Below are 15,633 nucleotides of genomic sequence, written 5' to 3' on the forward strand. Positions count from 1 at the left end.
ACTGGGCTCGCACGCGAGGCTGTTTTTAACGCAGCAATGGCAACGCAGGTAGTTTTTCAACAGCCTGCTAGAAGCGGCAAGACAAATTAAGCTATACCCGCACACCCCAGAGCCGAAAACGCCATGATTCGATACCTGCCCGCCCTCCTTCTCCCTCTGCTTGGCGCCTGCTCCAGCGCCCCTGAGACGCCTCCAGCTGCAGCAGCGGCGCCAGCAACGACCCTACAGACGCCGGTTGCACAGCAGCCTGGCCTGCACGGGCAACTGCTCGGCGTGGCCAGCGGCGCCGATGTCGATCTGGCGCTGCTGGCCGTCGATCTGCGTGGCCGCCCCCAGCAACTGCTGGGCCAGGTACGCCTGAGAGGTGACGGCGAACCGCTGCCGTTCCACCTGCCCTTCGTCAGCGACATGCCACCTGCCGGCCAGCGTCTCGAACTGCGTGGCCGCGTCAGCCAGTCCGGGCGCCTGGTGCAGCGCCTGCCCGCGCGCACCATCGCCAACCTGAACGACCAGGATCTCGGCCAACTGCAACTGGTACCGGCACCATGAATGCACCGCAGCACCTGCAGGACGCCTTGAGCGAACTGCTTGGCGATGCCCGCCTGGTCGCCGAACCCCTTCCGGATACTGATATCGCTCTGTGGCTGATCGACGCCAGCAACATGGATCGTGCGTTCAACCCCGAGGAAACCCGGCGCATCCTCGAAGAACCGCCGTACTGGTGCTTCTGCTGGGCCAGCGGCCTGGTGCTGGCGCGCTGGCTGGCCGAGCGCCCGGAGTGGGTACGCGGCAAACGCGTACTGGATTTTGGCGCAGGCTCAGGCGTGGCCGCCATCGCTGCCGCCAAGGCGGGCGCGGCAGAAGTGGTGGCCTGCGACCTCGATCCGCTGGCCCTGGAGGCTTGCCGCGCCAATGCCGAGCTGAACGGAGTGACGCTGAACTACTCGGCGGACTTCTTCGCCGAGGCTGATCGTTTCGACCTGATCCTGGTGGCCGATGTGCTCTACGACCGCGCCAACCTGCCGCTGCTGGATCATTTTCTCAGCCGTGGCCGCGAGGCGCTGGTGGCCGACTCGCGGGTCAAGGACTTCCAGCATCCCCTGTACCAGCGCCTGGCCCTGCTCGATGGCTGCACCTGGCCGGATCTGGCAGAGCCCGCGGAATTCCGCGAAGTCAGCCTGTATCACGCCGTGCGCCCCTTGTAACCGCGCGACACTGCCCGCATTAATAGACCATTGCCCTGCCTTTCGAGACCGACCATGAGCGACTCTCCCTACATCTTCGATATCTCCGGCGCCGCCAACTTCGAGCAACTGGTGATCGAGAACTCCTTCCACAAGCCGGTGCTGGTGGACTTCTGGGCCGAATGGTGCGCGCCGTGCAAGGCGCTGATGCCGATGCTGGCGAAGATCACCGAGGAATACGCCGGCGAGTTGCTGCTGGCCAAGGTCAACTGCGATATCGAGCAGGACATCGTCATGCGCTTCGGCATTCGCAGCCTGCCGACCGTGGTGCTGTTCAAGGACGGCCAGCCGGTGGACGGTTTCGCCGGTGCTCAGCCGGAAGCGGCGATTCGCGAGATGCTCAAGCCACATGTCGCCGAGCCGGCGCCAGCCGCTGCCGACCCGATGGAAGCCGCCCAGGAGCTGTTCGCTGAAGGTCGCTTCGCCGACGCCGAAGCGCTGCTCAAGCAAATCCTGACCGAAGACAACGAGAATGGTGCGGCGCTGATCCTTTACGCCCGCTGCCTGGCCGAGCGCGGGGAACTGGGCGAAGCCCAGGTGGTGCTCGATGCGGTCAAGGGCGACGAACACAAGCAGGCCCTGGCCGGCGCCAAGGCGCAACTGACCTTCCTGCGCCAGGCCGCCGACCTGCCCGACGCGGCCACCCTGAAGAGCCGCCTGGCACAGAATGCCGAGGACGACGAAGCGGTTTACCAACTGGCCGTGCAGCAACTGGCGCGCCAGCAGTACGAAGCCGCGCTGGACGCCCTGCTCAAACTGTTCGTGCGCAACCGCAGCTACCAGGAAGGCCTACCGCACAAGACCCTGCTGCAGATCTTCGACCTGCTCGGCAACGACCACCCCCTGGTCACCACCTACCGCCGCAAGCTGTATCAGGCGATCTATTAAGAGCGGCTACAGGCTGCAAGCAAGAGCAGAAGGAACACTCAGACGTAGGGCGGACTCAGGAGCGCCAGCGAACAGTCCGCCGGGCCATACCAAGTTCTGCACCGCAACTCACGCCCAACACGCCCTTCAACGGCGTACTGCTTCCGAGCGGCTCGAACTCCGGCACGCTCTAGGATATGAAGCCCTCTTAGCCTGCGGCCTATGGCTGCCCCTGCCAGTGATAGATCGGCGCATCCACGCCGGTCTCCATACGGATCTGTTCGCAATGCCGCAAGCGCACCAGCAGACGCTTGCCGGCCGCGTCACCGCCAGCCAGAGCGGACAATTGCGTCAACAGCCTCGGGCCTTCGATCTGCCCGGCATCACGCACCAGTTGTAGCGCGGTCTGCCACAGGCCATCACTCGCAACCGCCGGCGCGGCCACTGTAGCGACGTCACCGGACTGCGGCGCGCTCTGCAGCGCTTGCGCCAGCTGTGCCCAATCCTCGCGCTCCAGCTTCAGCGTCAGGTCGACAGGCCAGTCGCCTATGCGTCCACGTATTCGCACCATGATTGCCCTCCAGTCGTGGCGCGCATGCTCCCACGAGCTGAACGAAGCGCCAAGTCGCACTGGTCAGCCGCACAAAAAAGTTGTTATAACGTAACGCTCAACTTCAACCGTCACGGAGCCACTCATGCGCCGCCTACTGCTCGCCCTCCCCTTCGCCCTGCTGCCCCTGGCCGTCGCCCAGGCTCATGACGATCACGACCATGAACACGGCAGCCTCGGCGCGCACGAGCATGGCGTGGCCAGCCTCAACGTAGCCCTCGACGGTCAGAACCTGGAACTGCAGGTCGACAGCCCGGCGATGAACTTCGTCGGCTTCGAGCATGCCGCCAAGAGCGATGCGGACAAGGCCAAGGTCGCCGCTGCCAAGGCAGAACTGGAGAAACCCATCGAGCTGTTCGGCCTGGCCGCCGGCGCCTGCCAGGTAACCAAGCAGGATCTGGAAAGCCCGCTGTTCGGTGGCCAGGCTCATCACGACGATGATGCCGATGAACACGAGCATGAGCATGCCGACGGTGACGAGCACGAGCACGAGCACAGCGATATCGAAGCCAGCTACCAGCTCTCCTGCAAGCAGGTCGACGCCCTCAAGCAACTGGATCTGAGCGAGCTGTTCAAGCGCTTCCCCGCGACTCACAAGGTCAACGTGCAACTGATCGGCCCGAGCGGCCAGCAAGGCGCCGAACTCAGCGCCGCGCAACCTCGCCTGAGCTTCTGACGCCTACCGCCCCTGGCACGCCTGCGTGCCAGGGCTGCGGGACGCGGTTTCGCGCTGAATAACTGCGTAATATCCCTGCACCTGTCAGATGCAGCGCCATCCAAGACGTCCAACGAGTGTGCAATGAGTTCAGCCCTGATCGAACTGTCCGACCTCGGTTTCGCCTGGCCTGGCCAGCCCGAGTTACTCGACATCCCCGCTTTCACCCTGGGACAGGGTGAAACCCTGTTCCTCAAAGGCCCCAGCGGTAGCGGCAAGACCACCCTGCTGGGGCTGCTCGGCGGCGTGCAGAAGGCACAGCGCGGCCATATCCGCCTGCTCGGCCAGGATCTGGCGGCGCTCTCGGCCAGCGCCCGTGATCGCTTTCGCGTCGACCACACCGGCTACATCTTCCAGCAGTTCAACCTGCTGCCCTTTCTCTCGGTGCGCGAGAACGTCGAGCTGCCCTGCCGCTTCTCGCAGGCACGTGCGCAGCGGGCGATCCAGCGCCACGGCAGCGTCGATGCGGCCGCCACCGGCCTGCTCGCGCACCTGGGCCTGCGCGCCGACTTGCTCGAACGCCGCGCCGACAGCCTGTCCATCGGCCAGCAACAGCGCGTTGCCGCTGCCCGCGCACTGATCGGCCAGCCGGAACTGGTGATCGCCGACGAGCCCACCTCGGCGCTGGATGCAGACGCCCGCGAGGCATTCCTGCAATTGCTGTTCGCTGAATGCCGCGGTGCCGGCGCCAGCCTGCTGTTCGTCAGCCACGACCAGAGCCTGGCTACCCTGTTCGACCGCAGCCTGTCGCTGGCCGAACTCAACCGCGCCGCCAAGCCTGTCGAGGTCTGAGATGCACCTTCTGCGTATCGCCCTGGCCAGCCTGGCTAACCGTCGTTTCACCGCGCTGCTCACGGTGTTCGCCATCGCCCTGTCGGTCTGCCTGCTGCTGGCCGTCGAGCGCGTGCGCACCGAGGCGCGCGCCAGCTTCGCCAACACCATCAGCGGCACCGACCTGATCGTCGGCGCCCGCTCCGGCAGCGTGAACCTGCTGCTGTACTCGGTGTTCCGCATCGGCAACGCCACCAACAACATCCGCTGGGACAGCTTCGAGCACTTCGCCAATCACCGGCAGGTGAAGTGGGCCATCCCCATCTCCCTCGGCGACTCACATCGTGGCTACCGGGTGATGGGCACCAGCACCGCCTATTTCGAGCATTACCGCTACGCCCGCACCCAGGCGCTGAAGCTGGCCCAGGGCCGGCCGTTCGCCGACGATCCGTTCGAGGTGGTGCTCGGCGCCGAAGTCGCCAGCGCCCTGGGCTATGGCCTGGGGCAGAAGATCGTCCTGGCTCATGGCGTGTCCACCATCAGCCTGGTGCAGCACGACGACAAACCCTTCACCGTGGTCGGCATCCTCGAACGCACCGGCACACCGGTGGATCGCACCCTGCACATCTCCCTGGCCGGTATGGAGGCGTTGCACATCGACTGGCAGAACGGCATGCCAGCCCGAGGCGATGCGCGCGTCAGCGCCGATCAGGCCCGCGCCATGGATCTGCAGCCCAAGCAGATCACCGCCTTCATGCTCGGTCTCAACAGCAAGATCGCCACCTTCAGCCTGCAGCGCGAGATCAACGAGTTCCGTGGCGAACCGCTGCTGGCGATCCTGCCCGGCGTGGCCCTGCAGGAGCTGTGGAGCCTGATGGGTACGGCCGAGCAGGCGCTGTTCGTGGTCTCCCTGTTCGTCGTGCTGACCGGCCTGATCGGCATGCTCACGGCGATTCTTACCAGCCTCAACGAACGCCGCCGGGAAATGGCCATCCTGCGTTCGGTGGGCGCACGCCCCTGGCATATCGCCAGCCTGCTGGTGCTGGAAGCCTTCGCCCTGGCAATGGCCGGCGTGGCCTTCGGCCTGGCCTTGCTGTATCTGGGCATCGCCGGCGCACAGGGCTTCGTGCAGGCCAACTACGGCCTGTATCTGGCGCTGAGCGCACCGACCCGCTATGAATGGACGCTGCTCGGCGGCATCCTGCTGGCCGCCCTGCTGATGGGCAGCGTGCCGGCCTGGCGTGCCTACCGACAGTCGCTGGCCGACGGCCTGTCGATCCGCCTGTAAAGCAAGAACGGAGCGCCTCGCGTAGACTGCGCGGGCGCTCCTGCAACGAGGTATTCCATGTCCCGCCGCCTGCTCGCCACCCTGCTGCTGACGCTGTGCCTGCCGCTGTCCGCCGCCGAGGTGCGTGAACTGAACTGGTCCGATCTGATTCCCCCGGACGCCCCGCCAGAGAAGGTCGATCCGACGCCCATCCACGATCTCTCGCAACTGGCCAACACCCTCTCCGAGTCTGGCCCTGCGGCCACTCAGCAATCACCCGCCGCGCCCGTGGTCAAGGCACTCAATGGTCAGCACATCAAGCTGCCCGGCTACATCGTGCCGCTGGACGTGACCGACGAAGGCCGCGTCACCGAGTTTCTCCTGGTGCCCTACTTCGGCGCCTGCATCCACGTACCGCCACCGCCGTCCAACCAGATCGTGCACGTCACCAGCGAGCTGGGCGTGATGCTCGATGCGCTGTACCAGCCGTTCTGGGTCGAAGGTGTGGTGAAGGTAGAACACATGAGCAGCGAACTGGCGGAGGTCGGCTACCAGATGGAAGCGGACAAGATCTACGTCTACGAACTGCCCGACAGTTGAATCTTGCCGCGACCGACAGTGACTGACAAAACGCCACACCCCTCCACGCCGATCTATTGAGCCAGGTCAAAAAGCGAATTGTTGCGTGGCTTAGCATTGAACTCAGCCAAGACACTCGACTCGACTGGAGTTCGCTATGTACAAGTCACTGTTCACTGCCTCACTGCTCGCCCTCGCTGTCGCCGCTCCCGTGGCACAGGCTCACCAGGCCGGCGACATCCTCATCCGTGCCGGTGCCATCACCGTCAATCCGGACGCTGATTCCTCCAGCGTCAAGGTCGACCGCGGCGGCCTGGCCGGCACCAACCTGGGCGGCAAGGCAACCATGAGCAGCGACACACAGCTGGGCCTGAACTTCGCCTACATGATGACCGATCACCTGGGCATCGAACTGCTCGCCGCCACGCCGTTCGAGCATGACGTGAAGATCAAGGACACTGTGCTGGGCGCCGCCAACGGCAAGCTGGGCAGCCTCAAGCACCTGCCGCCGACCCTGAGCCTGGTGTACTACCCGCTCGATGCCAAATCGGCCTTCCAGCCGTACGTGGGCGCCGGCATCAACTACACCTGGATCTATGACGAGCACGTCGGCAGCGCTGCCAGCGCCAACGGCTTCGACAACTTCCGCGCCAAGAACTCCTGGGGCCTGGCCTGGCAGGTCGGTGCCGACTACATGCTGACTGACAACCTGCTGATCAACGCCCAGGTTCGCTACATCGACATCGACACCACCGCCTATGTCGACAACACCGCCCTCGGCGTACGCGCCAAGGTGGACGTGGATGTCGACCCGTACGTGTACATGGTCGGCCTGGGCTACAAGTTCTAAGCCCTCCGAAAACCAAGAAGCCGGCAATCGCCGGCTTCTTGCATTCTGGGTGCAGGCTTTGGTCTCAAAGGCCTAGCAGACGCGCCAGCCCTTCGCGCAGCGGCGTCTGCGGCGGCAAGCGATATTGCGCGCTGAGCCGGGTGATATCGGCACGCGAATGACGAATATCCCCGGCACGCGGCGGCAGATGCGTCACAGCCGGCAACCCACCACACAACGCACCGATCTCGGCCAGCAACTGGCTTAGGCTGACCGCCTGGCTCCAGCCGACATTCACCGGCAACGGTTCGACCTGCTCGGCGGTCAGTGCCTGCAGCAAGAGCGCCACCAGATCGCCGACGTAGAAGAAGTCGCGGGTCTGCTCGCCATCGCCGAACACGTTGATCGGTAGGCCTTGCTGCGCGCGCTGAGTGAAGATGCTGATGACGCCGGAGTACGGCGAAGAGGGATCCTGGCGCGGCCCGAAGATATTGAAGAAGCGGAACACCGCCGGCTCCAGACCATGCTGGCGGCGATAGAAGTCCAGATAGTGCTCGCAGGCCAGCTTGTCCGCCGCGTAGGGCGTCAGCGGCGCCTTGGCAGTGTCCTCATCGATGGCGCAGCCTTCTCCATTGTTGCCGTACACGGCGGCGCTGGAGGCGAACAGCACGCGGCGTACGCCGTGGCGGCGCATCGCCTCACAGACATTCAGGGTGCCGATGAAATTGCTCTGGTGCGTCGCCACCGGGTCATCCACCGAGGCCTGCACCGAAGCGATCGCCGCCAGATGCGCCACGGCATCGCAGCCGGCCATGGCCTGCGCGACCTGTTCGGCATCTGCCACGTCACCTTCGATGAACTGCAGATGCGGGTTGGCCAGCGGCAGATTCTCGCGCTTGCCCATGGACAGGTTGTCCAGCACACGCACGCGATTGCCGGCGGCCAGCAAGGCATCGACCAGATGCGAACCGATGAAGCCGGCACCGCCGGTTACGAGAATTTCAGCCATGGCGGTAATAGTGATCCAGCAAGCTCGGCAGGCCGGAACGCCAGGCGCGCGGCTTGATACCGAAGGTATGGAAGATTTTCTTGCAGGCGAGCACGGCATGCTGCGGCTCGTCAGCGGCGTCCGGGCGAGCCGCATGCGCCTGCGCCAGCACTTCGCCGACGAGGTTGTTGCGGTAGTGGCGCGCTTCGCTGAGCACGGCCTGGCCAAGACTCAGCGAGGTGCTGGCCTCATGCCCGCCGTAGTGATAAGTGCCCCATAGCGGCGACTCGCAATCGAGCTGCTTGAGCACGGCCAGGATGATCCGCGCCGCATCGTCCACGGGTGTCGGGTTGCCCCGCCGATCATCGGCCAGGCACAGCGCCTCGCCTTGCTCGGCGCGCTGCAGAAAGCGTCCGAGCAGGCCCTCACGGCTGTCGTCGAGCAGCCAGCCGAAGCGCAGCAGCACGTGTCGCGGGCAGATCGCCCGGACGCTCTGCTCCAGACGCCACAACGCCTGGCCACGCAGACCAAGCGGTACGGGTTCTTCCTTCTCGCTATAGGCAGTGGCGCGAGCGCCGTCGAACACGCGGTAGCTGGAGGGTTGCAGCAGCAGGATGCCGTGATGCTGGCAGAGCTCTGCCAGACGTTCGACCGCACGCTCCTGGGTCTGCAGGCGCTGCTCAGCCACCGACTCGGCCTGGAACCAGTCGAAGTAGTAAGCCAGGTTGACCAGCGCATCCGGCCGGGTGTCGTCGAGCAGCTCGGTGAGGTTGGCGGCGTTCCAGCCGCCTTCCGGCGGACGAGGCGCCAGGAAGCCGATGTCTTCCTCGGCACCGAGACGGATCAGCGCTTGCCCCAGGGCACTACCGCCGCCCAGCAGCATCAGGCGCATACGCATGGTGGTTCGGGTGACTCCAGAATTGTTCTGCCGGCCGGTGTGGCGGCGATGATGGTCGATATTCTGCTGGTTTTACCGGGTGGCGTCACCCTGCAATCGCGCGTTGCCCTGGATCGACGGCAGCTTCGCCGGCCTGATCGAAGGCCTGCTGCGCCTGAGCTATCCTGGCGACGTTGCACTCGATCCAGTGGTCGATGGCGCGAATCGGCTCGCTGAGCGAATGGCCCAGCGGCGTCAGCGAATATTCCACCCGTGGCGGCACTTCAGCGTAAGCCTGTCTGGAAACCAGGCCGAAACGTTCGAGGCGGCGAATCGTCTGGATCAGCATCTTTTCCGAAATGCCCTCGACACGGCGGCGCAACTCGGCGGTGCGCAAGGTGCCCCCATGCGCCAACGCGTGAATCAGCAGCAGCGACCACTTGTCGGCAATCACCGCGAGAATATGGCGCGCAGGGCAAACGCCGCTGAATACATTGCCAGGGCAAGCGTCATCGGACATCGAAACGGCTCCAATACTTACCAAAAGGTGGGTACTTGTCGAAATGAAAGCAAAGAGTAAGCTCTTTCGCGTCCATCCTCCACCCACGCACTCAAGGAATCTCGCATGAAGCTGTACTACAAAGCCGGCGCCTGCTCGCTCTCGCCGCATATCGCCCTGCGCGAAGCCGGAATCGAATTCGAGATGGAAGCCGTCGATCTGCAGACCAAGCGTACCGCCTCGGGCGCCGACTTCACCCAGATCAACGGCAAGGGCTATATCCCTGCGCTGGTACTGGACAACGGCAAGGTGCTGACCGAAGGCGCGGCCATCGTCCAATACATCGCCGACCTCAAGCCCGAGAGCGGCCTGGCCCCGGCCAATGGCAGCGAGGCCCGCTACGAACTGCAAAGCTTGCTGAGCTATATCTCCAGCGAACTGCACAAACCCATGGGCAGCCTGTTCAACCCGGCGCAGAGCCAGGACTGGAAAGCGGCGGCGCAGGCCCTGCTGAGCAAGCGCCTGGACTGGCTGGTTGGTGAACTCGGCGAGCGCGAGTACCTGCTTGGTGATCGCTTCAGCGTGGCCGATGGCTACCTGTTCACCGTGCTTGGCTGGGCCGGCCTGGTCGGTTTCTCCCTCGACCCGTGGCCGAGCCTGCAGGCATACCGAGCCCGCATTGGCGCCCGCCCGAAAGTGGTCGAAGCACTGAAGGCCGAAGGCCTGATCTGAGGCTAAAAAGAAAACCCCGAGCTAGCTCGGGGTTTTCGTATCGGCTCGATCGCTTAGAACGGAATATCGTCGTCGAAGCTGTCGTAGTCCGGTGCCGGCTGCTGAGATTGTTGCGGCGCCGGGCGCTCCTGACGCGGGGCCGACTGTTGCGGCTCACGCTGCGGCGCCGGACGCGACTGACGCGGCGCACCGCCTTCATCGCCCCCCGGACGGCCACCGAGCAGTTGCATCTGGCCGTTGATGTCCACCACGATCTCGGTGGTGTAACGATCCTGACCATCCTGGCCCTGCCACTTGCGCGTGCGCAGGCTGCCTTCGACATACACCTGCGAGCCCTTGCGCAGGTATTCACCGGCGATTTCCGCCAGACGCCCGAAGAACACCACGCGGTGCCATTCGGTACGTTCCTGCTGCTGACCGGTCTGCTTGTCCTTCCAGCTCTCGGAGGTGGCCAGGGTGATGTTGGTCACGGCGTTGCCGTTGGGCATGTAGCGAGTTTCCGGGTCGCCACCGACGTTACCCACCAGAATGACTTTGTTAACCCCACGGGCCATAACGTTCTCCTACTAGGCTTGGCACGCCGCCGGTGCTGCCGTGATCAGGCGCTCCAGGGACGTGCGATCCAATTGTTGGGTATCCACTTTGATATAGATGGCCGCTTCATCGACCACCACGATGGCGTCCGCCACACCCGGCGTCGCCTTCAGGCGTTCGACCAGTCCGACATCGGCCAGTGCCGCAGCATCGAGCGGCAGGCGCAGGCTGGTGACATACGGCGGTTCGCGCATAGTAACAGCAATGGCCAGCCAAATCGCACAGAGCAGGGCGCAACCGATGAACACACCGTTCAGACCGACATGCTGGTACAACCAGCCGCCAAGGATGCCACCCAAAGCGGCGCCGAGGAACTGGCTGGTGGAGTAGACGCCCATCGCCGTGCCCTTGCCACCGGCCGGCGCCACCTTGCTGACCAGCGACGGCAGCGAGGCTTCGAGCAGGTTGAAGGCAGTGAAGAACACCACGATGCCCACCACCAGCATCCGCAGACTGTGGCCCAGCATGACGAAATACAGCTCGCAAGCCAGCAGCACCGCCACCGCCCCCTGCAGCACGCGCTTCATCTGGCGTTTCTTCTCGCCGTAGATGATGAACGGCACCATGCCGAAGAAGCCTACCAGCAGCGCGGTGAGATAGACCCACCAATGCTGCTCCTTGGGCAGACCGCCCTGCTCCACCAGCGCCAGTGGCAAGGCCACGAAACTGGCCATGAGCACGGCGTGCAGCGCCAGGATGGCGAAATCCAGGCGTAGCAGGTCGGCATGCCGCAGAGTCGGCCACAGCGCCTGCGCCGCCACACCGGATTCGCGGTGCTGCAGAGGGCCGTCACTGCGCGGCACGATGCCTGCGACGATGAGGATACCGAGCAATGCCATACCGGCTGTGGCCCAGAACAGGCCCGAGAGGCCAAACGCGCGCGTCAGCAGCGGGCCGACCACCATGGCCACGGCGAACGACAGGCCAATGCTCATGCCGATCATGGCCATGGCCTTGGTGCGGTGCTGTTCACGGGTCAGATCCGACAGCAGCGCCATCACGGCCGCTGAGATGGCACCGGCGCCCTGCAACACCCGCCCGGCGATCACGCCCCAGATCGAGTCGGCATTGGCCGCCAGCACGCTGCCGGCGACGAAGATCAGCAGCCCGACATAGATTACCGGTCGTCGGCCGATGCGGTCGCTGATGATGCCGAAGGGAATCTGCAGCACGGCCTGGGTCAGGCCGTAGGCGCCGATGGCCAGACCGATCAGTGCCGGGGTGCTGCCGGCCAGATCCATGCCATAGGTGGCCAGTACCGGCAACACCATGAACATGCCCAGCATGCGGAAGGCGAACACCAAGGCCAGACCACCGGCAGCGCGCGTCTCGCTGCCACTCATGCGGTCGCTATGGGAATCGTGCATGAAAAATGCCCCATGAAAATCAGCCGCGGATTCTAGCAGCCCTCACAGCGCCGATACAGGCACGCACTTTGCCGCAGGGCGCCACCTACCTCTATACTCGACCGTTTTCCGCTCGCCGGGCGCAGCCAAGGCTCGCAGCCTGAACATTCTGGCGAGACCGTCGAAGCAAGCAGCGCATGCTCACGCGACGGCCTCAGGCCGCTGCTCCAGAGCAACGCAGAAACACTCAAGGACGACGCCCAGACTTGCAGCGAAGCGACGGCAATGCAAACCGCTTTTAGAGGTTTTTCCGTGGACAAGATTCTGATTCGTGGCGCCCGCACCCATAACCTCAAGAACATCGACCTGACCCTGCCACGCGACAAGCTGATCGTGATCACCGGCCTGTCCGGCTCCGGCAAGTCGTCGCTGGCCTTCGACACGCTCTATGCAGAAGGACAGCGCCGTTACGTCGAATCGCTGTCGGCCTATGCCCGGCAGTTTCTGTCGATGATGGAAAAGCCCGACGTCGACACCATCGAGGGGCTTTCCCCAGCGATTTCCATCGAACAGAAATCCACCTCGCACAACCCGCGCTCGACCGTCGGCACCATCACCGAGATCTACGACTACCTGCGCCTGCTCTATGCCCGCGTCGGCACACCGCGCTGCCCGGATCACGACGTGCCACTGGAAGCGCAGACCGTCAGCCAGATGGTCGATCAGGTGCTGGCCCTGCCGGAAGGGCGCAAGCTGATGCTGCTCGCCCCGGTCATCCGCGAGCGCAAGGGCGAGCACCTGTCGGTGTTCGAGGAGCTGCGCGCGCAGGGCTTCGTCCGCGCTCGGGTCAACGGCAAGCTGTATGAGCTGGACGAGCTGCCCAAGCTGGACAAGCAGAAGAAGCACAGCATCGATGTGGTGGTGGATCGCTTCAAGGTGCGCGAAGACCTGCAGCAGCGCCTGGCCGAGTCCTTCGAGACCGCCCTCAGCCTGGCCGACGGTATCGCCCTGGTGGCGCCGATGGACGATGAGGAAGGCAACGAGATCATCTTCTCCGCGCGCTTCGCCTGCCCGCACTGCGGCCACTCGATCAGCGAGCTGGAGCCCAAGCTGTTCTCCTTCAACAACCCGGCCGGCGCCTGCCCGACCTGCGACGGCCTGGGCGTGAAGCAGTTCTTCGACGTCAAGCGCCTGGTCAACGGCGAACTGACCCTGGCCGAGGGAGCCATTCGCGGCTGGGATCGACGCAACGTCTACTACTTCCAGATGCTCGGCTCACTGGCCAGCCACTATGGCTTCAGCCTGGAAGTGCCGTTCGACGAGCTGGCCGCCGAGCACCAGAAGGTCATCCTGTTCGGCAGCGGCACGCAGAACGTCGACTTCAAGTACCTCAATGATCGTGGCGACATCGTCAAACGCTCGCACCCGTTCGAGGGCATCGTGCCCAATCTCGAGCGTCGCTACCGCGAAACCGAGTCGACCAGCGTGCGCGAGGAACTGGCCAAGTTCCTCAGCACGCAGCCCTGCCCCGATTGCCGTGGCACCCGCCTGCGCCGTGAAGCACGGCACGTCTGGGTCGGCGAGAAGACCCTGCCGGCGGTCACCGGCCTGCCGGTGGGCGATGCCTGCGACTACTTCGGCGAACTGCACCTGACCGGCCGGCGCGGCGAGATTGCCGAGAAGATCCTCAAGGAAATTCGCGAGCGCTTGCAGTTCCTGGTCAACGTCGGCCTCGACTACCTGACCCTCGACCGCAGCGCCGACACCCTGTCCGGCGGTGAGGCGCAGCGCATCCGTCTGGCCAGCCAGATCGGGGCTGGCCTGGTTGGCGTCATGTACATCCTCGACGAGCCATCCATCGGCCTGCATCAGCGCGACAACGAGCGCCTGCTGGGCACCCTCACCCACCTGCGCAACCTGGGCAACACGGTGATCGTGGTCGAGCATGACGAGGACGCCATTCGCCTGGCCGACTATGTGGTGGATATCGGTCCCGGCGCTGGCGTACACGGCGGGCAGATCGTCTCCCAGGGCACACCGGACGAGGTGATGGCCGACCCGCAGTCCTTGACCGGCAGCTACCTGTCCGGGCGCAAGAAGATCCAGTACCCGGCCACACGCACTCCGCGCGACAAGAAGAAGTCGCTGAAGCTCAAAGGTGCGCGCGGCAATAACCTGCGCAATGTCGACCTGGAGATCCCGGTCGGTCTGCTTACCTGCATCACCGGCGTCTCCGGCTCGGGCAAGTCGACGCTGATCAACAACACCCTGTTCCCGATCACCGCCACCGCGCTCAACGGTGCCACCACCCTGGAAGCGGCAGCGCACGACTCGTTCGACGGCCTGCAGCACCTGGACAAGGTGGTGGACATCGATCAAAGCCCGATCGGCCGCACGCCACGCTCCAACCCGGCCACCTACACCGGCCTGTTCACGCCGATCCGCGAGCTGTTCGCCGGCGTGCCGGAGTCTCGCTCGCGCGGCTACGGGCCGGGCCGTTTCAGCTTCAACGTCAAGGGCGGACGCTGCGAGGCCTGCCAGGGCGACGGCGTGATCAAGGTCGAGATGCACTTTTTGCCGGACATCTACGTGCCCTGCGATGTGTGCAAGGGCAAGCGCTACAACCGCGAAACCCTGGAAGTGAAGTACAAGGGCAAGAGCATCACCGAGGTGCTCGACATGACCATCGAAGACGCCCGCGCCTTCTTCGATGCCGTGCCGGCCATCGCGCGCAAACTGCAGACGCTGATGGATGTCGGCCTGTCCTATATCAAGCTGGGGCAGAGCGCGACGACGTTGTCCGGCGGTGAGGCGCAGCGCGTCAAGCTCAGTCGCGAGCTGAGCAAGCGCGACACCGGCAAGACCCTGTACATCCTCGATGAACCAACCACTGGCCTGCACTTCGCCGATATCCAGCAACTGCTCGACGTGCTGCACCGCCTGCGCGACCACGGCAACACCGTGGTGGTGATCGAGCACAACCTGGACGTGATCAAAACCGCCGACTGGCTGGTGGATCTTGGCCCGGAAGGCGGCTCCAAGGGCGGCATGATCATCGCCACCGGTACGCCGGAAGAGGTGGCGGCCAACCCGGCGTCGCACACCGGGCACTTCCTCAAGCCGTTGCTGGAACGCGACCGCGCCTGAAACGAAAGAGCCCCGCACATGCGGGGCTCTTTTTTGGCAGGTCAGCTCACATCTGACTCTGCAGGTACTTCTCCAGCCCCAGCTTGTCGATCAGCTGCAACTGAATCTCCAGCCAGTAGGCGTGGTCTTCCTCGGTATCCTTCAACTGAGCGAGGAGGATGTCACGGCTCTGGTAGTCCTGATGCTTCTCGCAGAGCTCGATGCCCTTGCTCAGGGCCGCGCGCACTTCGTACTCCAGCGCCAGATCCAGCTTCAGCGCCTCGGGCACGGTCTGGCCGAATTTGAAGGCATTGGGCGCCATGTCCGGCACGCCTTCGAGGAAGATGATGCGCTTGAGCAACGCATCGGCGTGCTCGGTTTCTTCTTCCATCTCGTGATTGATGCGCTCGTAGAGCTTGCTGAAGCCCCAATCCTCATAGAGCCGCGAGTGGATGAAATACTGGTCGCGGGCGGCCAGTTCACCCTTGAGCAGGTGTTTGAGGTAATCGATGACTTCGGTATGGCCTTTCATGCCGGCGATCCTTGTTGCATTCATGAGCAGGCTGTAATGCTCCGCCTCACGCCGGAA

At 64.3% G+C, this 15,633-nt stretch carries 17 protein-coding genes; 10 read left to right on the plus strand and 7 right to left on the minus strand.

The window, feature by feature from the left end:
- The first annotated feature begins 123 nt into the window (after window positions 1-123).
- Genes VC352_RS14865 through trxA form a run of 3 tightly spaced genes read left to right on the plus strand, consistent with a single transcriptional unit; the run spans window position 124 to window position 2,132 of the window.
- Complete coding sequence (locus tag VC352_RS14865; RefSeq protein WP_322980329.1) at window positions 124-549, plus strand: YbaY family lipoprotein; 426 nt, start codon at window positions 124-126, stop codon at window positions 547-549.
- Window positions 546-1,205 (plus strand): class I SAM-dependent methyltransferase, encoded by a 660-nt coding sequence (locus tag VC352_RS14870; protein ID WP_322980330.1) that lies wholly within the window; start codon window positions 546-548, stop codon window positions 1,203-1,205. Before VC352_RS14865 ends, VC352_RS14870 begins: the two co-directional genes overlap by 4 nt.
- Before the next feature lie 54 nt (window positions 1,206-1,259).
- Complete coding sequence (gene trxA, locus VC352_RS14875; RefSeq protein ID WP_322980331.1) at window positions 1,260-2,132, plus strand: thioredoxin; 873 nt, start codon at window positions 1,260-1,262, stop codon at window positions 2,130-2,132.
- Between the two features lie 199 nt (window positions 2,133-2,331).
- On the opposite strand, the gene VC352_RS14880 is transcribed toward trxA, so the two are convergent.
- A complete protein-coding gene (locus tag VC352_RS14880) occupies window positions 2,332-2,682 on the minus strand; it encodes a hypothetical protein (RefSeq protein WP_322980332.1) in 351 nt (116 codons plus the stop codon).
- A gap of 124 nt (window positions 2,683-2,806) precedes the next feature.
- Here VC352_RS14880 and VC352_RS14885 point away from each other — a divergent pair, with 124 nt between their 5' ends.
- From VC352_RS14885 to VC352_RS14905, 5 genes are all read left to right on the plus strand, one after another.
- Window positions 2,807-3,397 (plus strand): DUF2796 domain-containing protein, encoded by a 591-nt coding sequence (locus tag VC352_RS14885; protein WP_322980333.1) that lies wholly within the window; start codon window positions 2,807-2,809, stop codon window positions 3,395-3,397.
- Window positions 3,398-3,520: 123 nt separating this feature from the next.
- Window positions 3,521-4,228: an ABC transporter ATP-binding protein gene (locus tag VC352_RS14890; protein ID WP_322980334.1), complete on the plus strand. Its 708-nt coding sequence runs from the start codon at window positions 3,521-3,523 to the stop codon at window positions 4,226-4,228.
- A gap of 1 nt (window position 4,229) precedes the next feature.
- The gene (locus VC352_RS14895) at window positions 4,230-5,495 is read left to right on the plus strand and encodes an ABC transporter permease (RefSeq protein WP_322980335.1); all 1,266 of its coding nucleotides are present in this window, start codon (window positions 4,230-4,232) and stop codon (window positions 5,493-5,495) included.
- Window positions 5,496-5,552: 57 nt separating this feature from the next.
- Complete coding sequence (locus tag VC352_RS14900) at window positions 5,553-6,074, plus strand: DUF3299 domain-containing protein (protein ID WP_322980336.1); 522 nt, start codon at window positions 5,553-5,555, stop codon at window positions 6,072-6,074.
- Window positions 6,075-6,210: 136 nt separating this feature from the next.
- A complete protein-coding gene (locus VC352_RS14905; RefSeq protein WP_322980337.1) occupies window positions 6,211-6,903 on the plus strand; it encodes an OmpW/AlkL family protein in 693 nt (230 codons plus the stop codon).
- A 64-nt stretch (window positions 6,904-6,967) separates the two neighbouring features.
- Here the strand turns inward: VC352_RS14905 and VC352_RS14910 are convergent, their stop codons facing one another.
- The 3 genes from VC352_RS14910 to VC352_RS14920 all read right to left on the minus strand — a co-directional run bounded on the left by VC352_RS14910 (window position 6,968) and on the right by VC352_RS14920 (window position 9,267).
- The gene (locus VC352_RS14910) at window positions 6,968-7,891 is read right to left on the minus strand and encodes an NAD-dependent epimerase/dehydratase family protein (protein ID WP_322980338.1); all 924 of its coding nucleotides are present in this window, start codon (window positions 7,889-7,891) and stop codon (window positions 6,968-6,970) included.
- Window positions 7,884-8,768, minus strand: coding sequence for a sugar nucleotide-binding protein (locus VC352_RS14915; protein WP_322980339.1), 885 nt, complete (start codon window positions 8,766-8,768; stop codon window positions 7,884-7,886). Before VC352_RS14915 ends, VC352_RS14910 begins: the two co-directional genes overlap by 8 nt.
- Before the next feature lie 85 nt (window positions 8,769-8,853).
- Window positions 8,854-9,267: a helix-turn-helix domain-containing protein gene (locus VC352_RS14920; RefSeq protein WP_322980340.1), complete on the minus strand. Its 414-nt coding sequence runs from the start codon at window positions 9,265-9,267 to the stop codon at window positions 8,854-8,856.
- A gap of 105 nt (window positions 9,268-9,372) precedes the next feature.
- On the opposite strand from VC352_RS14920, the gene gstA reads away from it, so the two are divergent.
- On the plus strand, window positions 9,373-9,978 hold the full coding sequence (gene gstA, locus VC352_RS14925) for a glutathione transferase GstA (protein ID WP_322980341.1): 606 nt from the start codon (window positions 9,373-9,375) through the stop codon (window positions 9,976-9,978).
- 53 nt (window positions 9,979-10,031) lie between these two features.
- Here gstA and ssb read toward each other — a convergent pair whose 3' ends face one another.
- Both ssb and VC352_RS14935 read right to left on the minus strand, forming a co-directional pair.
- The gene (gene ssb / locus VC352_RS14930) at window positions 10,032-10,532 is read right to left on the minus strand and encodes a single-stranded DNA-binding protein (RefSeq protein WP_159973752.1); all 501 of its coding nucleotides are present in this window, start codon (window positions 10,530-10,532) and stop codon (window positions 10,032-10,034) included.
- A gap of 12 nt (window positions 10,533-10,544) precedes the next feature.
- A complete protein-coding gene (locus tag VC352_RS14935) occupies window positions 10,545-11,939 on the minus strand; it encodes an MFS transporter (protein WP_322980342.1) in 1,395 nt (464 codons plus the stop codon).
- Window positions 11,940-12,230: 291 nt separating this feature from the next.
- On the opposite strand from VC352_RS14935, the gene uvrA reads away from it, so the two are divergent.
- Window positions 12,231-15,065 carry an excinuclease ABC subunit UvrA gene (uvrA, locus tag VC352_RS14940; RefSeq protein ID WP_322980343.1) on the plus strand — a complete coding sequence of 945 codons (2,835 nt, stop codon included), beginning with the start codon at window positions 12,231-12,233 and terminating at the stop codon, window positions 15,063-15,065.
- 46 nt (window positions 15,066-15,111) lie between these two features.
- Here the strand turns inward: uvrA and bfr are convergent, their stop codons facing one another.
- Window positions 15,112-15,576, minus strand: a complete 465-nt coding sequence (bfr, locus tag VC352_RS14945) for a bacterioferritin (RefSeq protein WP_322980344.1) — start codon at window positions 15,574-15,576, stop codon at window positions 15,112-15,114.
- Between the last annotated feature and the right edge of the window lie 57 nt (window positions 15,577-15,633).

The organism is Pseudomonas sp. C11, assembly GCF_034683865.1.
GTDB lineage: Bacteria > Pseudomonadota > Gammaproteobacteria > Pseudomonadales > Pseudomonadaceae > Aquipseudomonas.

Excerpts from the sequence above, each read along its gene's own strand:
- bfr (WP_322980344.1), bottom strand. The coding sequence starts at position 15,576 with ATGAAAGGCCATACCGAAGTCATCGATTACCTCAAACACCTGCTCAAG.
- VC352_RS14885 (WP_322980333.1), top strand. The coding sequence starts at position 2,807 with ATGCGCCGCCTACTGCTCGCCCTCCCCTTCGCCCTGCTGCCCCTGGCC.
- VC352_RS14915 (WP_322980339.1), bottom strand. The coding sequence starts at position 8,768 with ATGCGTATGCGCCTGATGCTGCTGGGCGGCGGTAGTGCCCTGGGGCAA.
- VC352_RS14905 (WP_322980337.1), top strand. The coding sequence starts at position 6,211 with ATGTACAAGTCACTGTTCACTGCCTCACTGCTCGCCCTCGCTGTCGCC.
- VC352_RS14895 (WP_322980335.1), top strand. The coding sequence starts at position 4,230 with ATGCACCTTCTGCGTATCGCCCTGGCCAGCCTGGCTAACCGTCGTTTC.
- VC352_RS14865 (WP_322980329.1), top strand. The coding sequence starts at position 124 with ATGATTCGATACCTGCCCGCCCTCCTTCTCCCTCTGCTTGGCGCCTGC.
- VC352_RS14935 (WP_322980342.1), bottom strand. The coding sequence starts at position 11,939 with ATGCACGATTCCCATAGCGACCGCATGAGTGGCAGCGAGACGCGCGCT.
- VC352_RS14900 (WP_322980336.1), top strand. The coding sequence starts at position 5,553 with ATGTCCCGCCGCCTGCTCGCCACCCTGCTGCTGACGCTGTGCCTGCCG.
- VC352_RS14910 (WP_322980338.1), bottom strand. The coding sequence starts at position 7,891 with ATGGCTGAAATTCTCGTAACCGGCGGTGCCGGCTTCATCGGTTCGCAT.
- trxA (WP_322980331.1), top strand. The coding sequence starts at position 1,260 with ATGAGCGACTCTCCCTACATCTTCGATATCTCCGGCGCCGCCAACTTC.
- VC352_RS14880 (WP_322980332.1), bottom strand. The coding sequence starts at position 2,682 with ATGGTGCGAATACGTGGACGCATAGGCGACTGGCCTGTCGACCTGACG.
- VC352_RS14920 (WP_322980340.1), bottom strand. The coding sequence starts at position 9,267 with ATGTCCGATGACGCTTGCCCTGGCAATGTATTCAGCGGCGTTTGCCCT.
- gstA (WP_322980341.1), top strand. The coding sequence starts at position 9,373 with ATGAAGCTGTACTACAAAGCCGGCGCCTGCTCGCTCTCGCCGCATATC.
- ssb (WP_159973752.1), bottom strand. The coding sequence starts at position 10,532 with ATGGCCCGTGGGGTTAACAAAGTCATTCTGGTGGGTAACGTCGGTGGC.
- VC352_RS14890 (WP_322980334.1), top strand. The coding sequence starts at position 3,521 with ATGAGTTCAGCCCTGATCGAACTGTCCGACCTCGGTTTCGCCTGGCCT.
- VC352_RS14870 (WP_322980330.1), top strand. The coding sequence starts at position 546 with ATGAATGCACCGCAGCACCTGCAGGACGCCTTGAGCGAACTGCTTGGC.